We start from the raw sequence: 22,701 nt of genomic DNA on the forward strand, positions 1-22,701 counted from the left end.
TGTCCTTTAAAGCTTTGACTGAGTGATTTGCAGCAGCAGATTATCTACCGAAGCATGCATCACATTAAGTAACGGATCGGGCCAAATACCAATCACTAATACTATTACTGCCAGACTTGCCAACAGCAGCATTTCCCGTGAATTAATATCCTGTAATTTGGCAACTTCATCATTGGCAATCTCTCCAAAAAACACCCGTTTGACCATCCACAAGGTATAAGCCGCGCCAAGAATTAAGGTGGTAGCCGCTAAAAAGGCATACCAGAAGTTGGCCTGGAACGCCGCCAGGATCACCATAAACTCGCCGACAAATCCGGAGGTGCCGGGTAACCCAGCATTGGCCATCGCAAAGAATACGGCCAGTGCAGTAAATTTCGGCATGCTGTTGCCAACACCGCCATAAGCACTGATTTCACGGGTATGCATCCGGTCGTATAACACACCGACGCTGAGGAACATCGCTGCGGCAATAAAGCCATGCGAAATCATCTGCACCATTGCGCCTTCAATAGCTAACACTTCGCCATTACCGACACCAAGTGTAATCGCATCATTGGCGACGATGCGAAACACAATAAACAGTCCCAGGGTCACAAAGCCCATATGGGCAATACTTGAATAAGCAATCAGTTTTTTTAAATCGGATTGCGCCAACGCAACAAAGCCAATGTAAACAATGGCGATCAATGATAAGCCAATCACCAGCCAGTCCAGCGTCATACTGGCATCCGGGGTAATTGGCAGAGCAAAACGTAGTAGACCATAACCACCGATTTTCAGCGTGATCGCCGCAAGAATTACCGAGCCACCGGTAGGCGCTTCAACGTGAGCATCGGGTAACCAGGTATGTACCGGCCACATTGGAATTTTTACTGCAAAGGCAATTAAAAATGCCAGGAAAATCCATATCTGTTGGGTCAGGGTCAAGCTGACATCATGAAAGTCCAGAATGGAGAAACTGCCCGCCTGAAATTGTAGATATAACAGTGCAATCAGCAAAAACACTGACCCGAAAAAGGTATAAAGGAAAAACTTAATGGTGGCATAAACCCGATTCGGTCCACCCCAGATGCCGATCACTAGAAACAGCGGAATCAGCATTGCTTCAAAAAACAGATAGAACAGAATGGCATCGAGTGCTGCGAACACGCCCAGCATCAAGCCTTCCATAATCAAAAAAGCAGCCATATATTGAGCTGCTCGATCCTGAATCACCTGCCAGCCGGCAATTACTACCAACACCGTGGAAATTGTGGTCAGGATCATCAACGGCATCGAAAAACCGTCAATGCCCAGGTAATACTCGATATTAAATGTGGCAATCCATGACAGACGTTCAACAAACTGCATTTGATGACTGGTGACATCAAAGCCGATATACAGCAAAACCGACAGCAGCATGGTCGTTACACTGAGAACTAAAGCCAGTTGGCGGGCCAAAACATGATTCTGTTTACAGAGCAACAGTAAACCGCCGCCGATAATCGGCAGCAAAATCAATACACTGAGGAGCGGGAAGTCCATCATCTAATCAGCTTGCTCCTAAACCACAAACCAGGTGAGCAACAGCCACACCCCAATAATCATTACAAAGGCGTAATGGTACAAATAACCGCTCTGCATTTTGCGCCCTACTCTCGAGATTAAGCCTACTGTTCGTGCTGTACCGTTAACCACTAAACCATCAATTAACATTCGGTCACCAACGCGAGAGAACAGCCAACCCAGACCTCGTGAACCACCGGCAAAAACTCTGTCGTTAAATGCATCAAAACCGTATTTGTTATCAAGAATTTGCCATAGCCACATCAGTCGATGCTGAATTTTGGCCGGCAGATCCGGACGTTTGAGATAGAGATACCAGGCGGTTACCAAACCAGCCATTGCCAGCCAGAACGGTGCAGTCATCAATCCATGGCTGATAAATCCGATTAACCCATGATAGTGGGCAGCCGCCAGCACATCATGCTGAGGCATGACAGTTATCGCATCACTGAAAAAATTGTCATACACCAGACTACCGATCAAATAGCCTGCCAAGACCGATGGAATCGCTAACAGAATTAACGGCCAGGTAACCACACCAGGGGATTCATGCGGCGGGTGACCATGTGCATCAAAACGTTCCTTGCCATGGAACACCAGAAACAAAAGCCGAAAGCTGTACAGACTGGTGACAAATACCCCTATCATCACTGCCCATAAGGCAAAGCTACTGCCTGGGATAGTCGATTCATGCACCGCCATGATAATGGCATCCTTGGAGAAAAAGCCGGCAAGTCCAGGAAAACCAATTAATGCCAGCGTACCAATCAGACTGGTCCAATAGGTGATTGGCAGATATTTTTTCAGGCCGCCCATCTGCCGAATATCCTGCTGATGATGCAGAGCTAAAATCACTGAACCCGCAGCCAGAAATAGCAAAGCCTTAAAGAAAGCATGGGTGAATAAATGGAAAATCGCGGCAGAATAAGCCGACACACCCAGAGCTACAGTCATATAGCCAAGCTGTGACAAGGTCGAATAGGCAATTACCCGTTTAATATCGTTCTGAATTAAGCCTAAAAAGCCCATAAATAAAGCGGTAATCGCACCAATCACCAAGATAAATGACAATGCGGTTTCAGAATATTCATATAAAGGTGACATTCTTGCCACCATAAAGATACCTGCGGTGACCATTGTGGCCGCATGAATCAACGCGGATATCGGCGTTGGGCCCTCCATTGAATCCGGTAACCAGACATGCAGTGGCACCTGCGCGGATTTACCCATTGCACCGATAAATAACAGAATGCCAATCACCGTCATTAACGACCAGACATGATTGCCAAACAAGGTAATCGTCTGACTGGCCATAACCGGTGCCTGATTAAATACTTCCAGATAATCCAGACTGCCGGAATACATTAATACGGCAGCAATGCCCAGCAGAAAGCCAAAGTCCCCTACACGATTGACCAGGAATGCCTTGAGATTGGCATAAATAGCCGTGGGCTTTTTGTACCAGAAGCCAATCAACAGATAAGACACCACGCCAACCGCTTCCCAGCCAAAAAACAACTGCATAAAGTTATTGGCCATAACCAGCATCAGCATCGAGAAGGTAAACAGCGATATGTAACTGAAAAAGCGGCTGTAGCCGTCATCGTCATGCATATAACCAATGGTATAAATATGCACCATCAGCGATACAAAGGTCACAACCGCCATCATCACGGCGGTTAATGAATCCACCATAAAGCCAACTTCAATACTCAGGCTGCCAACCTGCAACCATTGATATACCTCCTGGTTATAGGTCGCGCCATCCATAACCACCAGCTTCAACACCCAAAGCGATAAAAAGAACGCAATACTGACACCGGCAATTGCCGCTCGATGTGACCAGTTACGGCCAATCCTACGACCAAAAAAGCCAGCAATGATACTGCCCAGTAAGGGAGCTAAAACGATGGTCAGTAACAGCGTTTGGGTCATGCCATTAACCCTTTAACCGGTTGAGATCATCAACATTGATGGTGCTGAGGTTACGGAATAACACCACCAGAATGGCCAAGCCAATCGCTGCTTCAGCCGCGGCGACGGTCAGAATAAAAAATACAAATACCTGACCAGCAGCATCCCCGGCGTAATAGGAAAAGGCAATGAAGTTGAGATTTACAGCCAGCAACATCAATTCAATACACATCAGCAGGATAATGATGTTTTTACGATTAAGAAAAATACCGGCAACAGACAGGCTGAATAAAATAGCGGCAACAATCAGAAAGTCAGATAAAGCAATCATGGTTTTCCTTTCCCATCCTGGCGTTTTTCCGAGGCCATTTTGACCAGGCGTACGCGGTCTTTACTACGAACTTTAACCTGCTCAGCTGGATCCTGAGTTTTACGTTTATTGGGTCTTAAGGTCAGCGTAATGGCTGCCACGATAGCCACTGTTAGAATCACCGAAGCGATTTCGAACGGATAAACATAAACCGTATACAACAGTCGACCCAGTGTTTTGGTATTACTTTCATCAGAACCTTCAGGAACTGGCACCTGATCCAAACCAAAATTCGCTGCCCCCAAGACTGCAATTAATTCCAGCACGATCAACACGGCAACTAACAAGCCCAACGGCAGATAACGGGTAAAGCCTTCCTTAAGTGCGCTGGTATCTATATCCAGCATCATTACCACAAACAGGAACAGCACCAGCACCGCACCGACATATACCAATACCAGACTGATCGCCAGAAACTCGGCTTCCAGCATCAACCAGATGGCTGCACTGGTAAAAAAGGCCAGCACCAGAAATAATGCTGCACGCACCGGATTTCTCACGGTAATCACCATGGTGGCCGCAAACAGTAATATGCCAGCAAAAAAATAAAACAGTAGTTTTTCCATAAATATCCGGCCTATCGATAAGGCGCATCGGCCTCCCGGTCAGCAGCGATTTCTCCCTCGTATTTATCGCCAATCGCCAGTAACTGCTGTTTGTCCATAATATTTTCACCACGATTTTCAAAGTGATAGGCAAATACCCGGGTTTCCACTATTGAATCAACGGGACAGGATTCTTCACAAAAACCGCAGTAAATACATTTGAATAAATCAATGTCATAGCGCGTAGTTCGGCGGGTGCCGTCTTCACGGGGTTCGGTATCGATGGTAATTGCCAATGCCGGGCAAACCGCTTCACACAACTTGCAGCCGATGCAGCGCTCTTCACCATTGGGATAACGGCGCAATGCATGCAAACCGCGGAAACGTGGTGATTGCGGCGTTTGCTCTTCGGGATATTGCACCGTGACCTTGCGGGAAAACAAATGTCGCCCGGTCAGACGTAATCCCTGCACTAGCTCCCACAGCAGAAAACTCTTAAAAAAGTGACGAATTGACTCATTCATGGACTTGTCACCTCGACGATGTTGTTAAACCAGGGCCCGATATCGAACACCTGCATGGTCGAAATAATCACCAGCCAAACTAATGTGACTGGAATAAACACTTTCCAGCCGAGGCGCATCACCTGATCATAACGATAACGAGGAAAGGTGGCGCGAATCCATAAATAGATAAACAGAAACATACTGGTTTTCAGTAATAGCCAGACCAGTCCCGGTACCCAGGCAAACATCGACTCTAAAACTGGAATACCTTCAAAAGGTGATAACCATCCCCCCATAAACAAGGTGGCGGCCAGGATCGAAATCAAAATCATATCGGCGTATTCAGCGAGGAAAAATATCGCAAATGCCATACCGGAATATTCGACATGGAAGCCGGCAACAATTTCGGATTCACCTTCGGCAATATCAAACGGTGCACGATTGGTCTCTGCCACACCGGAGACAAAATACACCACAAACAATGGTAACAACGGTAACCAGTACCAGTAAAAGATACCGCCTTGCTGCGCCATCACAATCTCACTCAGGTTCAAGCTGCCGGCAGCGATCAATACGCCTACCAGAGCAAAACCCATAGCGATTTCATACGACACCACTTGTGCGGCACTGCGCATCGCGCCTAAAAAAGCATAACGTGAATTGGAGGCCCAACCGGCAATCACAATGCCGTAAACGCCCATTGAGGTGATAGCCAGTACATATAACAAACCGGCATTAATATCTGCCAACACCATGCCAGCATCAAACGGGATAACGGCCCAGGCCGCCAAAGCGGGACCAATTGCCAATACCGGCGCCAAAACAAACAAATAAAGATTGGATCGGGTTGGCAAGATGATTTCTTTGAGTAATAACTTCAGACCATCAGCAATCGGTTGCAGTAAGCCGCGCGGCCCAACACGATTGGGACCAATACGCATCTGGATATAGCCAATTACTTTACGCTCGGCCAATGTCAGATAGGCTACCGCCAGCATCAAAATTGCCACAATCAGCAAAATTTTGCCTATATTGGGTAGCAAATGCTGGGTAAGCAGATCAAGCATCAGCTGTCTCCAGCATGGCTGATAATTCTACTTCGCCAAAGGCTGAGGTTAATTCGCCACTTAATGGTGAGGCTGCAGCAAGATAAACCATCCCCTCAGCAACCTGTTCATCTATCAAAACTGTGGTCGATACAGAGATTTCGCCTTGCTGAATCTGCACCTGATCCCCCTGGTGTAAACCCAACTGCTCAGCCTGTATCGGATGAATCCGCAAGGTATCCAGAAACTGATTTTCCGGTGTTAATTGCAAGGCTTTACTATGTCTGACCAGGCTGTCTGTTCGATATATCGGTACCTCTGAAATCAGCTGCAAACCGTCAGACTGAGAAATTTCAGCTGGAATATACAAACTGTTCTTAACCGGAGTATGCCGATTCAATTGATCCTGCAACTCCTGGCGTACCCCTTCTGACGAAACATAATCAAACCCGTTGAATTTCGAAATATTGCCCAGTACCCGGAGAATTTTCCAGCCCGGCCGACTTTCTCCGGGTGGTGCAACTGCGCCTGTAAAAGACTGCCATTGATGATCCAGGCCGACAAAAGTACCGGACGTTTCCGCAAATGCCGCCAAAGGCAGCAACACATCGGCATACTCATGCAGACTGTTACAATTAAAACTGTTTATTGCGACCACAAAACCGGCTCGTTGCAAGGCAAGTTGAGCAGCAGAAGGATTGGAACAATCAAATTCCGGTTCAATATCCATTAACACATATGCACGTAACTGCTCTTCCCAGACGGCTTTAGCATCCAGACCTGGTTTTACGTCTTTAGCCATTTCGTTATGCGGTAAGGCGCCGGCCAAATGCAGAGCCTGACTATTAGCTTCCGGGAGAATTAACAGCCGTGCGCCGGTCAGTTTACCGATAAGCGCCGCCATTGAACGAATGACTGCTGCCTGAGGGTGCTGATTGGCTAATGCACCAACAACAATTAATGGGTGATTGCCATTAGCCAGCTGCATCGCAATATTCTGCTCGGTTGCTGAGGCCGCTTTTTCAGGAATCAGATGTTGCCAGGCTGCAGCAGCCTCCTTATCCAAATGTAATAACGCTTTGGTAATGCCGCTGAGCAAGGCGAATAATTGTGCCGTATTCACCACCACCTGACGGTCTGTCGGCATCAGCAAATCGGTTTTGAAAAAATTAATATCACTGACCAGCCCGCCGGCATAAGCCGACTGACGAATCCGATGGGCTAACAGGGGGGCTTCACTGCGAACATTACACCCCAATAATACAATCGCATCACAGTCTTCAACTTCTGCCAGGCAGATTGGACTGAATTGCTCATGCCCTGCGTCACTGAAATCCTGCTGCCGCAAGCGATGATCAATATTCTGACTACCAAAATTGCGCAGCCATTTCTGGAACAGATAGGCTTCTTCCAATGTGGCTGTGGGGGATATCAAACCGGCAATCTGATCGGCACCATTTTTGGTTTTAACGTGTTTGAGTCCTTCTACTGCAAACTCAAGTGCCGTCTGCCAATCGGTAGTCTGCCATTCACCATTTTGTTTAATCATGGGATGCAGCAAACGATCAGGATGTTTCAAACCTAGATAACTGAAACGGTCCCGGTCTGAAATCCAGCTTTGATTGACTGACTCATTATCTCTGGCAACCACGCGCATAACATCATTCTGTCGGGTATGAATCTCGACACTGGACCCCACGGCATCATGCATCGCAATTGATGGGTGGGATGTCATCTCCCAGGCCCGGGCTTTATAACGGAAAGGTTTCGAGGTCAGTGCACCTACCGGACAGATATCAATGATATTGCCTGATAACTCAGACGCCAGACTGTGTTCAACATAGGTGCCGATTTCCATATGTTCACCACGTCCTGTCGCACCCAACTCCTTGATTCCGGCAATTTCCTGACCAAAGCGCACACAGCGGGTGCAGTGAATGCAGCGGGTCATATCAGTTTGCACCAGCGGACCGATATCTTTGTCTTTGACAACCCGTTTTTTCTCACTGAAACGGCTTATGCCGCTGCCATAGCCCAGCGATAAATCCTGTAATTCACACTCACCGCCCTGATCACAAATCGGGCAATCCAAAGGGTGATTGATGAGCAGAAATTCCATAACACCGCGTTGTGCTGCCAGCGCTGTTTCTGACTGAGTAAATACTTTCATTCCCTCTGCAACTGGCGTGGCACAAGCTGGTAAGGCTTTACGAGCCTTATCGACTTCAACCAGACACATACGGCAGTTGGCCACTATCGACAGGTTTTTGTGATAACAAAAACGCGGAATATCAATACCCGCCTCATCAGCAGCCTGAATAATCATTTTGGCTGAATCCACTTTAAGTGGAATGCCATCAATTTCGATATTAACCATAGTTCAACTTCAATTCTGGTTCATCAACCAGGCAGCGTTGGTGATCGATGTGGTACTGAAATTCATCGCGGAAATGTTTAATGAAGCTGATAACCGGCGCGGCTGCGGCATCGCCCAGAGCACAGATCGTATTACCGTTAATGTTATTCGCAACATCCACCAGACGATCCAGATCTTCCTGACGGCCTTCGCCGTTTTCAATGCGTTTAATAACGCGATACAACCAGCCGGTGCCTTCACGGCAAGGGGTGCACTGACCGCAGGACTCCTCGTAATAAAAATAGGCGATGCGCTCCAGCGCTTTGACCATGCAGGTGGTTTCGTCCATCACAATCACTGAACCTGCCCCCAGCATCGAACCTGCTTTGCCGATACCGTCATAACTCATTGCGGTTTGCATCATGACATCTGCCGGTACTACTGGTGTCGAACTGCCTCCGGGGATAACGGCTTTAAGTTTATTGCCATTGCGAACTCCACCAGCGAGTTCCAGTAATTCGGCAAAAGGCATCCCCAACGGCACTTCGTAATTTCCCGGTTTATTCACATGGCCGGTCATGCAGAAGATTTTCTGACCGCCATTATTTGGTGTTCCCAGCTCATGAAACCAGTCCGCACCATGTTGCAGTATGACTGGCACCGAGGCTAAGGTTTCAGTATTGTTTATCGTGGTCGGTCGGCCGTATAAGCCATAGCCTGCCGGGAAGGGTGGTTTGTAACGCGGCTGGCCTTTTTTGCCTTCCAGGGATTCGAGTAAGGCCGTTTCTTCACCGCAGATATATGCACCGGCCCCAGGATGGGTGTGTAGTTCAAAATTAAATCCACTACCAAGAATATCCTTGCCTAAATAACCCGCTTCACGTGCTTCAATTAATGCTTGCTCAAACCGTTCAATTGGCTCAAAAAATTCACCACGAATATAGTTGTAGCCACGTTGGGCACCAATGGTATAACCAGCGATAATCATGCCTTCAATCAACTGGTGCGGGTTGTAACGCATAATGTCACGATCTTTACAGGTGCCAGGTTCACCTTCATCCGAGTTGCAGACAATATATTTATCACCCGGCATACGCCTTGGCATAAAGCTCCATTTCAGGCCGGTCGGAAAGCCGGCACCGCCGCGTCCACGTAATGCCGAATTTTTGATGGTCTCAATAATGCTTTCCTGACGGGTCTTTTCACGGAGAATTTTCTCCAGTACTTCGTAACCGCCAACGCTGCGATAAGCTTCCATTGACCAGGGTTGGTCAAGGTGCATGGTGCGAAAACAAACCTGGTTTTGTTGCATCATTTCACCCCGTCTAAAAGCGTATCGATTTTTTCCACGGTCAGATGCTCATGGTATTCACGATCCAGCAATAACATGGGGGCACCGACACAAGCTCCCAGGCACTCTACTTCTTTTAATGTGAATTTGCCGTCAGCAGTGGTTTGCCCAAAACCAACCCCCAGCTTTTTCTGAATATGATTAGCGATGTCTTCCGAACCACAGAGCTGACAGGAAATATTGGTACAAAGGCTGATTTTATGCTGGCCCACCGGTTTAAGTTCAAACATCGTATAAAACGTAGCAACTTCAAACACACTGATAACCGGAATATCCAGATACTCAGCCAACGCACGCATCACCCCCTCACTGACCCATCCTTCATGCGCATCCTGCAGAATATGCAAAGCCGGTATTACCGCTGATTGAGCCTGGCCCGGTGGATATTTACTGATCCAGCTATCCAACTGTTGGCGGATGACTTCACTGAACAGCTGATCCCGGTGGCCTGTGAGTTGCAACTCTGCTGTCATCGGTCAATCTCCCCGAAAACAATATCCATAGTGCCTATAATCGCCACCACATCAGCCAGCAAATGTCCCTTGGCCATTTCGTTCATTGCGGCAAGATGAGGAAAGCCTGGCGCACGTATTTTGACGCGATACGGTTTATTGGCACCATCTGAAACCATATAAATACCAAACTCACCCTTAGGGTGTTCTACGGCGCTATATACTTCACCTTCTGGCACACAATAACCTTCAGTAAACAGCTTGAAATGATGAATTAACGCTTCCATATCATCTTTCATATCCGCCCGACTGGGCGGAGCAATTTTGACATTATCAACAATCACTGGGCCGGGATTGTCCCGCAGCCAGTCAATACATTGCTGCATGATTTTGTTGGACTGACGCATCTCTTCAATGCGTACCAGATATCGATCGTAACAATCGCCCTCTTTACCTACTGGAATATCAAAATCCAGTTGGTCATAGACTTCATAGGGCTGTTTGCGTCGCAGATCCCATTCCACACCGCTGCCACGTAACATTGGGCCGGTAAACCCCAGTTGTAATGCACGTTCTGGTGACACCACTCCGATACCCACAGTACGTTGCTTCCAGATACGGTTATCAGTCAACAGCGTTTCATACTCATCAACACATTTGGGAAAGCGTTGACAAAAGTCCTCAATAAAATCCAGCAGGCTGCCTTCGCGGCTTTGATTTAACTTTTTAACTTCGGCGTCAGAATGCCATTTGGATTTTTGATATTGCGGCATGCTGTTGGGTAAATCACGATACACCCCACCTGGCCGGTAATACGTTGCATGTAACCTTGCACCGGATACAGCTTCATAACAGTCCATTAAATCTTCACGCTCACGGAAGCAGTAAAGAAAAACAGTCATGGCACCTATATCCAGACCATGTGCACCAAGCCACATCAGGTGATTCAAAACCCGGGTCATTTCATCAAACAATACCCGGATGTATTGTGCCCGGACCGGAGGTTCAATGCCCAACAGCTTTTCAATCGCCATCACATAGGCATGTTCGTTACACATCATCGACACATAATCCAGCCGATCCATATAACCAATACTCTGGTTATACGGTTTGGACTCGGCCAACTTTTCGGTACCTCGATGTAACAGACCAATATGCGGATCAGCGTGCACAATAACCTCGCCATCCATTTCCAGAATCAGCCGTAATACACCATGTGCAGCTGGATGCTGTGGGCCAAAATTCAACGTGTAATTTTTTATTTCAGCCATTATTTCTTGGCCTCACCATGCGGTTGCAGGTAACGGTTATCATCACGAATTACCCGCGGTACAAGCGTTCTTGGTTCAATACTGACAGGCTGATAAATCACTCGCTTCTGTTCGGGGTCATAAAGCATTTCCACATTGCCAATCAATGGGAAATCCTTGCGAAATGGATGGCCGACAAAACCATAATCCGTCAGAATACGTCGTAAATCTGCGTGACCTTTGAACAGAATGCCAAATAAATCAAAGGCTTCACGTTCGTACCAGTCCGCCGAATGCCAGATGCCGGTGACTGAATCAATAATGGGCGTTTCAGCAATCAGATCTACCTTCAGACGAAGTCGATTATTGTGTTGCACTGATAGCAGATGATAAACCACGGCATAGCGAAAGCCTTCGTCCATTTCGTCGATTTGCGAAAATGATTCACGCGCCCGACTAAAACCATGTTCGGTGGCCTGTTTGGTTTCCCAGCCACTGTTGCCATAGACAGAATAATCTACACCGCATAAATCAATTAACTGAGTAAACCCAAATTCATCACGTAATGCTTTGCATACTGGGATAATCTGTTCCGCTTCAATGCGGATGGTTAATTCGCCACGATTAAACTCACACTCCACCAGCTGATTGGCAAAATGCTGTTCCAGTTTATGTTTAAGCGATTCCATGCAACAACCTTATGCTTGTGAGCTTTTAGCGATGGTATTGGTGCGCTGAATTTTTTTCTGTAACTGAATAATGCCGTAAAGCAGGGCTTCAGCCGTTGGCGGACAACCCGGCACATAAATATCCACCGGTACTATTCGATCACAGCCCCGCACGACTGAATAGGAATAGTGATAGTAGCCTCCACCATTGGCACAGGATCCCATCGAAATCACCCAGCGAGGTTCTGACATCTGGTCATAAACTTTGCGTAATGCCGGTGCCATTTTGTTGACCAGAGTTCCAGCCACGATCATCACATCCGACTGACGGGGGCTGGGCCGAAACACTACCCCGAAACGATCCAGATCATAACGTGAAGCTCCGGCATGCATCATTTCAACTGCACAACAAGCCAGACCAAAGGTCATCGGCCATAAAGAACCGGTACGGGCCCAGTTGATTAATTTATCTGCTGAAGTGGTGACTATACCTTCGTGGAGAACGCCCTCTATTCCCATTCCAGGGCTCCTTTTTTCCATTCATAGATAAAGCCCACTACCAGAATTCCCAGAAACAGGAACATAGCCAGCAAACCAAACACCCCGATTTCATCGAGCACGATGGCCCAGGGGAATAAAAAGGCGATTTCCAGATCGAAAATGATAAACAGGATGGCAACCAGGTAATAACGCACATCAAATCTGCCATGCGTGTCTTCAAAAGGTTCAAAGCCACACTCATAGCTGGAGCGTTTTTCGGCATCGGGGCGCTGTGGCCCGATAATAAAGCCTGCAATTAAAGGCATTACACCGAAGCCAATGCCAATAATGATAAACAACAAAATGGGGAGGTATCCCTCTAACATGCCGCCCTTCCACTCTTACGAGATGTAGTGTCTTTGTGACACCTGATAGTTATTATTGTTTTTAAGAAATCAAAATTATTTGATCAACACCCGATAGTACACATTAACGGGCTGTATTTGAAGCGCGCATTTAGATGCATTTATTCATGAACATAATTCTCCAGCTTTAAGACTAATTCTTCAGGAGTAATCGGCTTGCTGAAATAATATCCCTGCACATAATCGCAATTCATTAATTTCAGGGATTTCTCCTGCTCTTCAGTCTCCACGCTTTCAAAAACGAGCCTTCTGCTGTTTGCGTATTGTGATGTCTGAAATAATGTCATTAACTCCTGATAAATTACCCAGCTCGAGTCCCAGCTATATTCCAGAACTATCTGCTGACCGTTCAGTTTAAGATTGGTGGTAGATTTTCATTCACAACGGCGGCGGGAATAAGAGATCAACAAGCTCCAGCTTACCCATTTCGTTACTATGTTAAACCTCAAGCCTTTTTGCCAAGGTCATCTTTAATATTAGCTTTAAGCGATTTACTTTATGTATGGACTGATTTTCGCCATTGCCGCATACGTTATATGGGGCAGCTTCCCACTTTATTTCAGTTATCTCAATAGCGTATCAGCCGTTGAAGTTTTGTCGCACCGGATCCTCTGGTCTTTACTTGCCACTACGGTGGTAGGTCTTTTATTGGGCCGCGGCCGAAAGTTGATTAAGACTTTTGCTGATAAAAAATTATTATTGTGGCTGGCGTTATCCTCGTTACTGATTGCGCTAAATTGGTTGATATTTATCTGGGCGGTTTCACAACATCGTGTGCTGGAAGCCAGTCTGGGGTATTTCATTACCCCGGTAATGAGTCTGCTACTGGCAAGATGGTTGCTCAAGGAACAGTTGCATCCGTTACAGGCATGGGCTGGCATTCTGGCCACGATTGCTGTTTTGTGGGAATGGCTCAGCCTGGGGAGTATTCCATGGGTCGGCTTATCGTTGGCCCTGGCATTTGCGCTTTATGGACTTATACGAAAAAAACATCCTGTCGATGGCGTAAATGGATTGACCATTGAAACCTTATGGTTGGCCCCTGTGGCGCTGGTGTGGATCCTCTGGCAAGCAACAAATGTTGATTACAATCTCGCATTTGGTGAGAGTTCACAATTGACGCTGTTACTCATTGGCTCAGGTTTTCTGACCGCATTGCCTTTGGTTCTCTTTGCTATGGCGGCCAGTCGGGTCGATTTATCTGTGGTGGGATTTATCATGTACATCAACCCAACCATTCAGTTTGTGATTGGAGTTTTTGTTCTTAAAGAGTCCTATCCTCCCGAACGGCTGATTACCTTTGCAATAATCTGGATAGCATTAATATTTTTTATTGCAGGCATGTGGAAAAAACATCATCAGCGTCGGCAGATTTAGTTGTTTAACGTGGTTAATAACTGGCGTGCATCTTCAGGTGCACAGCCTTTTTGATCATTATCAAAGAAGCAATACACATCCCTGCCCTCCTGTTGCCATTGTCTGAATTTATCGGCATAACTATTTAAACGATTTCCATGATACGAACCTTCATAGGCTTTTTCAGGACCATGCAGCCTGACGTAAATAAAATCTGCAGTGATCACTTCCGGGGATTGAAAGCCTTTAAAATCGTAAAAACATAACGCTGCATTGTATTGTTTCAATAGCTGATAAACTTCATCGTTAAGCCAATCTTTATCACGAAATTCGAATGTATAGCGATATTCGCCTGGTAAGGTCTGGAGAAATTCTTTCAGACGCTCAGGATTAGCATGCCAGTTTGGCGGCAGCTGAAACAGAATGGGACCGGATTTTTTCTGGATGGGTTTTATTGCTGTAAAAAAATTATCAATGCTTTCTTCTGGATCCTTGAGTTTTTTGTTGTGGGTTATATATCGGCTGGCCTTTATCGCGAAGCTGAAATCGGATGGGGTAACCTCCATCCATTTTTTCAGGCTTTTCTCACTTGGCAGATGATAGAAACTATTATTGATTTCTGTGGCATCAAACACACTGGAATAATACTTCAGATAGTCATCACTCTTTATCCCTGCCGGATAAAAATTGTCTTTCCATTGTGAATAACTCCATCCGGATGTTCCGATATGGACTTTAGCCATCATCCACCTCCGTTACCATTTGCTGTGTAAGACTTTGTCGAATCGATGGATAAACAAACAGCTTATTTGCCGCCTGACGTTGCAGAACATCTTCTATTGAAAACTGGCTGGCAGAAGAAAGCGAATCCAACTCGTCCCAGTGCAGGGGTAACGCAACCGGAGCCCCTGGTCGTGCACGCACTCAATAATCCATTACTGCAGTTGAAGCAAAATCATTGCGTAAATAATCAATAAAGATTTTTCCCTTACGCTGTTTTTTGGCCATATTAATCGTATAGGCCTGGGGTACCGCCTTAACCATCTGCTGTGCGAAATTCCGGGCAAACGTCTTAACCATATCCCAGTCCTGTCGACGTTGGATGGGAACAGTAACATGCAGACCTTTACCTCCAGTACATTTGACGAAGGATTCAAGTCCCAAATCATCCAGGCGATGTCGCACATCCTGGGCAGCAAGTTTTACTGCTTCGAATGGAATACCTTCATCCGGATCCAGATCAAACACAATCTTATCCGGCTTTTCGATGTTGTCGATTTTAGCGCCCCACGGATGCATCTCAATGCTGCCCATCTGCACCAGTTCAATCAAACCCATAAGTTGTTTCAAATAAATATACTTGTGCGATTTGTTGTTATGGCTGATAGCTATGGTATGGATATGTTTGGGCATGCCTTTTCCTTTGGAACGCTGGAAAAAGCATTGATGATCAATACCACCGGGGCACCGAACAACGCTTAGAGGCCGGTTTTTCAACGTCGGCATAATGTGCTCACTGAGCGCCTCATAATATGAGGCTAATTCACCTTTAGTGATTTGAGCTTGAGGAAATATCTGTCTGTCAGCATTGCTGATGACGATGCCGGCAACTTCATAAGTCTCTGCTTTTCGAGATCGTTTAGCAGTGGCGACTGGTTGCTCTTTAACAATTTGCCGGGGTTTCTTATCTGCACGTAATCCCTGGAATGACGCATGGCGAACTTTGCCGCTCCTGGTCCAAGTGGCAAATTCTACTTCACATAATAATTCTGGTTTTACCCAATTTGTGGTTTTGAAGCTGCCTTTTATTTTCTGATCAAACGCCGGTTTATTTATTTGTAATGGTTGCAATTTTTGATACAAATCAAACGCTATTTGATGACTGAAGCCGGTTCCCACTTTCCCGGCATAAAGCAGTTCATTTTGCTGATAAAAACCCAGGTGAAGGGAGCCAATCGCCTTATCGCTGGCGCTGGTAGGTTCAAAGCCGCAGATAATAAACTCCTGTCGTTGCTGACATTTACTTTTCAGCCAGTGTTTATTTCGCGTTTGACTGTATTTGGCATCAGACTTTTTAGAAATAATGCCTTCCAGATTCAAATCACAGGCTTTGCTGATAATTTCTTTCGCATCGCCCTCTACAATCTCACTCAGATACAAAGGCTCTGTTGGTAATTCCTTAAACAGCTGTTCCAGAGCCTGACGACGCTGGGTTAATTTTTTATTGCTGTAATCCTCGCCATTCCAATAGAGCAAATCAAAAAAATACCCCTGCATGGGCACATCTTGGCGTGTCAGCGCTTCCTGTAATGCTTTGAAATCACTGACACCTTTATCATTAATAACCACCACTTCACCGTCCAGAACAAATGTGCCGGTCTCCAGTTTTTGAAAAGCCTGCGCGATAAGTGGAAACTTATCTGTCCAGTCATGACCATTGCGGGTTCTGATTTGCACCTCGCCGTTTCTGAAAAACACCAGAATACGGTAGCCGTCGTATTTCACTTCGTGAACCCAGTTTTCTCCTGTTGGCGGATGGTCGACCAATGTGGCTAATTGAGGTGAGTGGTATTTTTTTTGTAAGGTTGTTAACTCGTCCGCAACGTTTACCGGATCAGAAACAGCAGTGGAAATATTGGCCGCAATTTCTGCAAAAACGCGACCTGTTTTAACGCTGTAATCTGTGGTTGTTAAAAATTTCGTATCTGGTTTAGCTATCGCGGTGTCATCATTACGCTTGATAAGTAACCAGTTTTCCCGGCCTTTCTGTTTGTCATTCATCCGTGCCAGCGTCCATTCACCGGTTAATTTCTTACCTGATAAACGAAAGCTGATTTTTCCCTGTGCCAAGGCTTTTTCAGGATCCTTATCCAGTGGTTCCCACACACCTGTATCCCAGAGCATGACAGGACCAGCCCCATATTGCTTGGCGGGTATTATGCCCTCAAAATCGTGATATGAAAGTGGATGGTCTTCAGTTCGAACGGCAAGTCTTTTATCTTTTGGGCAATAACTGGGACCTTTGGGAACCGCCCAACTGAGCAGAACGCCCTGCCATTCAAGCCGAAAATCATAATGCTGACGAGTAGCATCATGTTTTTGAACGGTAAAGAGCAGTCCGGTTTTACGTTTTTTACTAAGCTTTCCGGGTGGTTCTTGAGTGAGTTCAAAATTTCGTTTGTCGTTATATTTTTTTAACGCATTGTCGGCCATAAAAAGACGCTTCCTTTGCCTCAAATAACATTACGAGGCTTTAGATTTTGAAGTCGATTTCTTTCTGGTTTTTTTGCTTTTCTGACTTTGTTCAAGGCTTTTTTTCAAGGCATCTACAATATTCACGACATTATCAGCTTGTGGTTTTTTGCCTGAAGTGGTGACTTTTTTATCCTTTAATTTGGCTTCAATAATATCCAGTAAGCCTTGCTGATAATTATCTTTAAACGCTTTGGGATCAAAAGGGCTGGTTTTCTGTTCAATTAATTGCTTGGCGAGTTCAAGCTGCTCTTTATTAATCTTGGCTTTTTTAGGGATATCTTCAAAATAGCGCTCAGATTCACGCACTTCATAGTCGTATCTCAGCGTATCCATAATCATGCCATTACAACAGGGACGCAAACAGACAATGCGTTCTTTCTTGTTCAGGACTACCTGGCCGATTGCTGCTTTTTTTGAAGATTTAAGGGCTTCCCGAACGGTAAGAAAAGCCTCTTCAGCTATCTCCCCTTCTGGTACCACATAATAGGATTTTTCAAAATATATCGGATCAACATCATCAATATCAGTGAACTGCACCAGTTCAATAGTATGCTTACTTTCCAGCTTAAGTTTTTCCAAATCCTCATCTTCGATTGGAACATAACTGCCCTTCTCATATTCATACCCTCTGACAATATCTTCGGCAACCACTTCATCGCCACTTTCATCAACTTTCTGATAATGGATACGTTCACCCGTTTCTTTATCATATTGATGCAGTGAAATTTTTTCGCTTCTGGTAATCGCCGCGTGCAGCCTGACCTGAAACGAAACCAGTGAGAGACGGATATGTCCTTTCCAATATGCGCGTATTGCCATAAAGATAGACCTTTTTGAACATGAAAATCGGAATTAAAGGCTTAACTGACAGAACGTCAAGATAAATAAAGCCTATTTAAATCTTAGAGATATGAACAAAAATAGCAAGATCAGAAAGTAAAAAACCCGCTCAGCGATGTTATTCACTGGCGGGTATTTATATATTGGTGCCGTCGGCCGGAGTCGAACCGGCACACCCTAAGGCACTACCCCCTCAAGATAGCGTGTCTACCAATTTCACCACGACGGCAATTAACTGTGAGGGATTTTTATGGAAAGTCTGGGAGATCCGCAGGACTTTCTTCTGCAGGCTGTTCAATCACCACTGAGTCAGTAACACTCTGAACACGATCAGCGTTACCAGCAAGATAAGCCAATGTCAGACTGGTAATAAAAAATACTGTGGCCAGAATGGCGCTGCTACGACTCAGGAAAGATGCAGAGCCCTGACTCCCAAACAGGCTTGAAGAAGCCCCACCGCCGCCACTGCCACCGCCGCCAAATGCAGCACCGGCATCAGCACCTTTACCGTGCTGGATTAAGATCAAACCAACTAACAATAGTGAGATCACAATGTGAACCACCAGAATCAACGCATCCATTTAACTTCCTAATTTTGAACTGCAGCCTGACAGATTTTTACAAATTCATCGGCATCTCTTGAGCCGCCGCCGATTAATCCACCATCAATATCGGGCTTGGCAAATAATGGAGCAGCATTATTACCTTTTACGCTGCCGCCGTAAAGTATTCTGAGTGATGCGGCAATATTCGCATCATGTTTTGCCACCCGCTGACGCATGAACGAATGTACATCCTGCGCCCATTCCGGGCTGGCTGTCTTACCTGTTCCGATTGCCCAGACAGGTTCATATGCCAATACCACTTTTGACAGCGCTTTGACCCCTTGTTGCGCAATCACTATATCCATCAAGCGTGCCACCATTTCTTCGGTGCGGCCCATGGAGTGTTCTTCCGGGCTTTCACCAATACAGATAATGGGGGTAATGCCATGCTTGACGGACATTTCATATTTTTCTGCGATGATATGATCAAGAAAAACCTGATCCAGATTTAGCTCTGCATACAGGCAACGTCGTTCGGAATGACCAATCAACACATACTGACAACTAAAGTCATGCAACATTGCCGCTGAAATTTCACCGGTATAAGCACCAGAATCAAATTGCGACACATTTTGCGTCCCCCAATACATTCCTGTACCGGATAAAGCAGACTGAACCTGTTGTATATATAGTGCAGGAGGGAATAAAGCGACATCAACTGAAGCAAAGGAGTCTCTTTGCGCCAGTATCGCATCAAGCAACAATTTGTTGCTTGCGCTAGAGCCGTTCATTTTCCAGTTACCAGCGACCAGCGGTTTGCGCACAGACACCTACTCTCAATAAGAATTAATTATAAAGGGTACCGACAGACCGAAGATAAAGCAATGTCCTCTCCGCTCACTCTGTTGGCATAGAATTACTTATCTAACGTTGTAATATTATCTCAATTTGTTCGGCCAGAGACTTGGCTAACTGGTTCGTGCGGGTTGCATCGTGCCCCTCAACCATTACTCTTATAACCGGTTCTGTTCCGGAAGCTCTCAGCAGCACTCGCCCTTCCTGACCAAGTGTTTTCTCCACTTCTTCTACAGCCGTTTGAATTTCCGGATAATCCCGTAAATTAACCAGCTTATCAATACGTACATTAACAAGACGTTGTGGATATTTTATGACAGCAGAGCACAGTTCATGCAGGCTGCTACCCGTTTGCTGGATTTCAGCCAGTACCTGCAATGCTGCAACAATACCATCCCCCGTGCTGGTTTTATCCAGACAGATAATATGTCCTGAGGCCTCGCCACCAATCAGTCCTTCAACCTGTTGCAGCTTCTCCATCACATAACGATCACCGACATTTGCCCGATGCAGAATGATGTCGTGTTTTTCCAAGGCATGTTGCAATCCCAGATTCGACATCTGTGTACCGACCACATGGCCTCTATCCAGACCAACACGTTGTCTTCCACGGGCAATGATAAACAGAATATCATCACCATCCACCAGCTCGCCCTGATGATCCACCATGATAAGGCGGTCACCATCGCCATCCAGAGCAATACCCAAATCAGCTTTATGCTCGAGAACGCTGGCTTGCAGTAATCGCGGTTCAGTCGAACCACAATTCTGATTGATATTCAGACCATCCGGCTCGGCGCCCATCAAAATGACTTCGGCACCCAGTTCACGGAATACGTTTGGTGCGATGTGATAAGTGGCACCATGAGCGCAATCCACCACAATTTTCAGATTGGATAAATCAACCCCAGTCGAAATGGTGCTTTTACAAAACTCAATATAACGTCCTGCAGCATCAGCAATACGGTGGGCCTTGCCTAAATAGGCAGAATCAACCGTTCTAATCGGCTGGTCAAGCATTGCCTCAATCGCCAGTTCAACTGAATCCGGTAACTTGGTTCCCTTATCAGAGAAGAATTTAATGCCATTATCATGATAGGGATTATGCGAGGCACTGATTACAATGCCTGCCTGGGCATGAAATGTGCGGGTTAGATAAGCTACTGCGGGGGTTGGCATTGGCCCCATTAAATATACATCTACACCAGCGGCTGAAAGGCCTGCCTGTAATGCGGATTCAAACATATAACCGGATATTCGGGTGTCTTTACCGATCAAAACCTTGCTGTTACGTTCCTTCGCCAACACACGTCCAATCGCCCAGCCGAGTTTTAATACAAAGTCAGGTGTAATGGCGCCATCGCCTACTCTTCCTCTGATGCCATCAGTACCAAAATAACGTCGTTTCTGTTCAGTCAAAATCGTTAACCTGCATTACATGTTCACACAATCGGACTGCCTGTACGGTTTCCCGGACATCATGACTGCGTATGATCTTTGCGCCTTGCCATATCGCTATCGATGCCAGAGCCAGGCTTCCCGCCAATCGTTCTTCAACCGATATATTGAGCATCGCACCGATAATGGATTTTCGTGAAACGCCGACCAGCACAGGCAGATCCGATTCCGTTATCACCGATAGATGCTTCATTAATCGCAGATTATGACGGGCATTTTTACCAAAGCCAAATCCCGGGTCCAGAATAATCTTTGAACGCGAGATTCCCGCTGCTTCACAGGCAGCAACCCGCTCAGACAGAAATTCATTTACTTCACTGACCACATCGGAATAGTGGGGCTGTTGTTGCATGGTTTGAGGTGAGCCCTGCATATGCATCAGGCACACCGGCACGCCCAGTTCTGCAGCTGCCTGTAATGCCCCATCACCACGCAATGCATTTACATCGTTTATCAGGCTCGCTCCAGCAGTGACTGCAGCACGCATCACCTCAGCCTTCATGGTATCAATTGAAATAACCACATCAAGCTCAGCATGAATGGCTTCTATTGCAGGCACCACTCGGCGAATTTCTTCTTCAACACCAACAGGTTCAGAGCCGGGACGAGTCGATTCGCCACCAATATCAATAATAGTAGCGCCATCAGCAACCAGTTTTCGAGCTTGTTCGAGGGCTTTATCAGCCGAAAAAAAACGCCCGCCATCCGAAAAGGAGTCGGGCGTTACATTGACGATGCCCATAACGTGCGGAGCGGACAAATCCAGAGATTTGCCCGCAAAATCCATCATCATGATTTAACTTTTCTCAGTTTAATTGATCAGCAGGTTTGCCTGTAGGTTCCGGGCCATCTTCATCTGCTTTAGCGGATGGTGGTGGAGTCGATGATTTATCATCCCAACCCTTAGGTGCACCTGGTTCACGTCCTTCCATGATCGCATCTATCTGATCGCTATCAATCGTTTCGTATTTGATCAGAAGTTTTGCCATGGTGTGCAATTTATCAGCATTTTCAGTCAGAATATTTTTGGCACGATCATAATTCCTGGTAATCAATGCACGAACATCTTCATCAATCTGTTTAGCTGTCAAATCAGATACTGACTTGTGCTGGGTAACACTGCGACCCAGAAAAACTTCGCCTTCTTCTTCACCATAAGATAAAGGCCCCATATTGTCCGATAGTCCCCATTTGGTGACCATATTGTGTGCCAGTTCTGTTGCCCGCTGAATATCATTTGAGGCACCAGTAGTCACTGCTTCAGCACCAAAAATCATTTCTTCAGCCAGTCGACCGCCATACAGGCTTGAAATCTGACTTTCCAATTGTTGTTTGGTGTAACTGTATCTGTCTTCGATCGGTAAAAACATCGTTACACCCAGCGCACGACCACGAGGGATGATACTCACTTTATACACTGGATCGTGGCCCGGTACACTGCGCCCAACAATGGCGTGACCGGCTTCATGATAGGCCGTCAGTTC

The 22,701-nt window shown here is 46.1% G+C and carries 21 protein-coding genes, 1 tRNA gene and 2 pseudogenes; 1 reads left to right on the top strand and 23 read right to left on the bottom strand.

The genetic code is table 11. The annotated features are described in order from the left end of the window. Positions 1 to 6: 6 nt before the first annotated feature. From B3M51_RS00775 to B3M51_RS00840, 14 genes are all read right to left on the bottom strand, one after another. On the bottom strand, positions 7 to 1,527 hold the full coding sequence (locus B3M51_RS00775; protein WP_292756173.1) for an NADH-quinone oxidoreductase subunit M: 1,521 nt from the start codon (positions 1,525 to 1,527) through the stop codon (positions 7 to 9). A gap of 15 nt (positions 1,528 to 1,542) precedes the next feature. Then, positions 1,543 to 3,480, bottom strand: coding sequence for an NADH-quinone oxidoreductase subunit L (gene nuoL, locus B3M51_RS00780; RefSeq protein WP_292756175.1), 1,938 nt, complete (start codon positions 3,478 to 3,480; stop codon positions 1,543 to 1,545). Between the two features lie 4 nt (positions 3,481 to 3,484). Further along, positions 3,485 to 3,790 (bottom strand): NADH-quinone oxidoreductase subunit NuoK, encoded by a 306-nt coding sequence (gene nuoK, locus B3M51_RS00785; RefSeq protein WP_292353720.1) that lies wholly within the window; start codon positions 3,788 to 3,790, stop codon positions 3,485 to 3,487. Continuing rightward, complete coding sequence (locus B3M51_RS00790; protein ID WP_292479851.1) at positions 3,787 to 4,395, bottom strand: NADH-quinone oxidoreductase subunit J; 609 nt, start codon at positions 4,393 to 4,395, stop codon at positions 3,787 to 3,789. The genes nuoK and B3M51_RS00790 overlap by 4 nt, the downstream gene beginning before the upstream one ends. Before the next feature lie 11 nt (positions 4,396 to 4,406). Further along, the gene (gene nuoI / locus B3M51_RS00795; protein ID WP_292479853.1) at positions 4,407 to 4,898 is read right to left on the bottom strand and encodes an NADH-quinone oxidoreductase subunit NuoI; all 492 of its coding nucleotides are present in this window, start codon (positions 4,896 to 4,898) and stop codon (positions 4,407 to 4,409) included. Further along, positions 4,895 to 5,947 carry an NADH-quinone oxidoreductase subunit NuoH gene (nuoH, locus tag B3M51_RS00800; RefSeq protein WP_292756178.1) on the bottom strand — a complete coding sequence of 351 codons (1,053 nt, stop codon included), beginning with the start codon at positions 5,945 to 5,947 and terminating at the stop codon, positions 4,895 to 4,897. Before nuoH ends, nuoI begins: the two co-directional genes overlap by 4 nt. Further along, entirely contained in the window at positions 5,940 to 8,303 is a 2,364-nt protein-coding gene (gene nuoG / locus B3M51_RS00805) for an NADH-quinone oxidoreductase subunit NuoG (RefSeq protein WP_292756180.1), read from the bottom strand. The genes nuoH and nuoG overlap by 8 nt, the downstream gene beginning before the upstream one ends. After that, on the bottom strand, positions 8,296 to 9,594 hold the full coding sequence (gene nuoF / locus B3M51_RS00810) for an NADH-quinone oxidoreductase subunit NuoF (RefSeq protein ID WP_292353711.1): 1,299 nt from the start codon (positions 9,592 to 9,594) through the stop codon (positions 8,296 to 8,298). Before nuoF ends, nuoG begins: the two co-directional genes overlap by 8 nt. Next, positions 9,594 to 10,106 carry an NADH-quinone oxidoreductase subunit NuoE gene (gene nuoE / locus B3M51_RS00815; RefSeq protein WP_292756182.1) on the bottom strand — a complete coding sequence of 171 codons (513 nt, stop codon included), beginning with the start codon at positions 10,104 to 10,106 and terminating at the stop codon, positions 9,594 to 9,596. The genes nuoF and nuoE overlap by 1 nt, the downstream gene beginning before the upstream one ends. Further along, positions 10,103 to 11,356, bottom strand: a complete 1,254-nt coding sequence (locus tag B3M51_RS00820; RefSeq protein WP_292756184.1) for an NADH-quinone oxidoreductase subunit D — start codon at positions 11,354 to 11,356, stop codon at positions 10,103 to 10,105. Before B3M51_RS00820 ends, nuoE begins: the two co-directional genes overlap by 4 nt. Beyond that, entirely contained in the window at positions 11,356 to 12,024 is a 669-nt protein-coding gene (locus B3M51_RS00825; protein ID WP_292756186.1) for an NADH-quinone oxidoreductase subunit C, read from the bottom strand. Before B3M51_RS00825 ends, B3M51_RS00820 begins: the two co-directional genes overlap by 1 nt. A 9-nt stretch (positions 12,025 to 12,033) precedes the next feature. After that, on the bottom strand, positions 12,034 to 12,522 hold the full coding sequence (locus B3M51_RS00830) for a NuoB/complex I 20 kDa subunit family protein (RefSeq protein WP_292353707.1): 489 nt from the start codon (positions 12,520 to 12,522) through the stop codon (positions 12,034 to 12,036). After that, positions 12,513 to 12,869: an NADH-quinone oxidoreductase subunit A gene (gene ndhC / locus B3M51_RS00835; RefSeq protein WP_292353706.1), complete on the bottom strand. Its 357-nt coding sequence runs from the start codon at positions 12,867 to 12,869 to the stop codon at positions 12,513 to 12,515. Before ndhC ends, B3M51_RS00830 begins: the two co-directional genes overlap by 10 nt. A 140-nt stretch (positions 12,870 to 13,009) precedes the next feature. After that, entirely contained in the window at positions 13,010 to 13,195 is a 186-nt protein-coding gene (locus B3M51_RS00840; RefSeq protein ID WP_292756188.1) for an EAL domain-containing protein, read from the bottom strand. Positions 13,196 to 13,406: 211 nt separating this feature from the next. On the opposite strand from B3M51_RS00840, the gene rarD reads away from it, so the two are divergent. Further along, positions 13,407 to 14,285 (top strand): EamA family transporter RarD, encoded by an 879-nt coding sequence (gene rarD / locus B3M51_RS00845; RefSeq protein ID WP_292756190.1) that lies wholly within the window; start codon positions 13,407 to 13,409, stop codon positions 14,283 to 14,285. Here rarD and B3M51_RS00850 read toward each other — a convergent pair. From B3M51_RS00850 to B3M51_RS00895, 9 genes and pseudogenes are all read right to left on the bottom strand, one after another. After that, positions 14,282 to 15,010: a DUF72 domain-containing protein gene (locus B3M51_RS00850; RefSeq protein WP_292756192.1), complete on the bottom strand. Its 729-nt coding sequence runs from the start codon at positions 15,008 to 15,010 to the stop codon at positions 14,282 to 14,284. The genes rarD and B3M51_RS00850 overlap by 4 nt on opposite strands. Then, positions 15,000 to 17,477, bottom strand: a pseudogene (gene ligD / locus B3M51_RS00860) (DNA ligase D). Before ligD ends, B3M51_RS00850 begins: the two are co-directional and overlap by 11 nt. Positions 17,478 to 17,507: 30 nt before the next feature. After that, a complete protein-coding gene (locus B3M51_RS00865; RefSeq protein WP_292756198.1) occupies positions 17,508 to 18,338 on the bottom strand; it encodes a Ku protein in 831 nt (276 codons plus the stop codon). A 165-nt stretch (positions 18,339 to 18,503) separates the two neighbouring features. Then, positions 18,504 to 18,588: transfer RNA gene (locus tag B3M51_RS00870), tRNA-Leu, on the bottom strand. Positions 18,589 to 18,607: 19 nt separating this feature from the next. Then, the gene (gene secG, locus B3M51_RS00875) at positions 18,608 to 18,940 is read right to left on the bottom strand and encodes a preprotein translocase subunit SecG (protein ID WP_292353703.1); all 333 of its coding nucleotides are present in this window, start codon (positions 18,938 to 18,940) and stop codon (positions 18,608 to 18,610) included. Between the two features lie 8 nt (positions 18,941 to 18,948). Continuing rightward, positions 18,949 to 19,728 (bottom strand): triose-phosphate isomerase, encoded by a 780-nt coding sequence (tpiA, locus tag B3M51_RS00880; RefSeq protein WP_292353702.1) that lies wholly within the window; start codon positions 19,726 to 19,728, stop codon positions 18,949 to 18,951. Positions 19,729 to 19,828: 100 nt separating this feature from the next. Next, on the bottom strand, positions 19,829 to 21,178 hold the full coding sequence (gene glmM / locus B3M51_RS00885) for a phosphoglucosamine mutase (protein WP_292353701.1): 1,350 nt from the start codon (positions 21,176 to 21,178) through the stop codon (positions 19,829 to 19,831). Beyond that, the gene (gene folP / locus B3M51_RS00890; RefSeq protein ID WP_292353700.1) at positions 21,171 to 22,010 is read right to left on the bottom strand and encodes a dihydropteroate synthase; all 840 of its coding nucleotides are present in this window, start codon (positions 22,008 to 22,010) and stop codon (positions 21,171 to 21,173) included. The genes glmM and folP overlap by 8 nt, the downstream gene beginning before the upstream one ends. Positions 22,011 to 22,023: 13 nt before the next feature. Then, positions 22,024 to 22,701, bottom strand: a pseudogene (locus B3M51_RS00895) (ATP-dependent metalloprotease); the annotation flags it as partial.

It is taken from the genome of Methylophaga sp. UBA2689, from assembly GCA_002354555.1.
In the GTDB taxonomy this organism is placed as follows: domain Bacteria; phylum Pseudomonadota; class Gammaproteobacteria; order Nitrosococcales; family Methylophagaceae; genus Methylophaga.

Bases quoted from the DNA above. Each gene is read 5' to 3' on its own strand.
- B3M51_RS00775 (WP_292756173.1), bottom strand. From the start codon at position 1,527: ATGATGGACTTCCCGCTCCTCAGTGTATTGATTTTGCTGCCGATTATC.
- nuoL (WP_292756175.1), bottom strand. From the start codon at position 3,480: ATGACCCAAACGCTGTTACTGACCATCGTTTTAGCTCCCTTACTGGGC.
- nuoK (WP_292353720.1), bottom strand. From the start codon at position 3,790: ATGATTGCTTTATCTGACTTTCTGATTGTTGCCGCTATTTTATTCAGC.
- B3M51_RS00790 (WP_292479851.1), bottom strand. From the start codon at position 4,395: ATGGAAAAACTACTGTTTTATTTTTTTGCTGGCATATTACTGTTTGCG.
- nuoI (WP_292479853.1), bottom strand. From the start codon at position 4,898: ATGAATGAGTCAATTCGTCACTTTTTTAAGAGTTTTCTGCTGTGGGAG.
- nuoH (WP_292756178.1), bottom strand. From the start codon at position 5,947: ATGCTTGATCTGCTTACCCAGCATTTGCTACCCAATATAGGCAAAATT.
- nuoG (WP_292756180.1), bottom strand. From the start codon at position 8,303: ATGGTTAATATCGAAATTGATGGCATTCCACTTAAAGTGGATTCAGCC.
- nuoF (WP_292353711.1), bottom strand. From the start codon at position 9,594: ATGCAACAAAACCAGGTTTGTTTTCGCACCATGCACCTTGACCAACCC.
- nuoE (WP_292756182.1), bottom strand. From the start codon at position 10,106: ATGACAGCAGAGTTGCAACTCACAGGCCACCGGGATCAGCTGTTCAGT.
- B3M51_RS00820 (WP_292756184.1), bottom strand. From the start codon at position 11,356: ATGGCTGAAATAAAAAATTACACGTTGAATTTTGGCCCACAGCATCCA.
- B3M51_RS00825 (WP_292756186.1), bottom strand. From the start codon at position 12,024: ATGGAATCGCTTAAACATAAACTGGAACAGCATTTTGCCAATCAGCTG.
- B3M51_RS00830 (WP_292353707.1), bottom strand. From the start codon at position 12,522: ATGGGAATAGAGGGCGTTCTCCACGAAGGTATAGTCACCACTTCAGCA.
- ndhC (WP_292353706.1), bottom strand. From the start codon at position 12,869: ATGTTAGAGGGATACCTCCCCATTTTGTTGTTTATCATTATTGGCATT.
- B3M51_RS00840 (WP_292756188.1), bottom strand. From the start codon at position 13,195: ATGACATTATTTCAGACATCACAATACGCAAACAGCAGAAGGCTCGTT.
- rarD (WP_292756190.1), top strand. From the start codon at position 13,407: ATGTATGGACTGATTTTCGCCATTGCCGCATACGTTATATGGGGCAGC.
- B3M51_RS00850 (WP_292756192.1), bottom strand. From the start codon at position 15,010: ATGATGGCTAAAGTCCATATCGGAACATCCGGATGGAGTTATTCACAA.
- B3M51_RS00865 (WP_292756198.1), bottom strand. From the start codon at position 18,338: ATGGCAATACGCGCATATTGGAAAGGACATATCCGTCTCTCACTGGTT.
- secG (WP_292353703.1), bottom strand. From the start codon at position 18,940: ATGGATGCGTTGATTCTGGTGGTTCACATTGTGATCTCACTATTGTTA.
- folP (WP_292353700.1), bottom strand. From the start codon at position 22,010: ATGATGATGGATTTTGCGGGCAAATCTCTGGATTTGTCCGCTCCGCAC.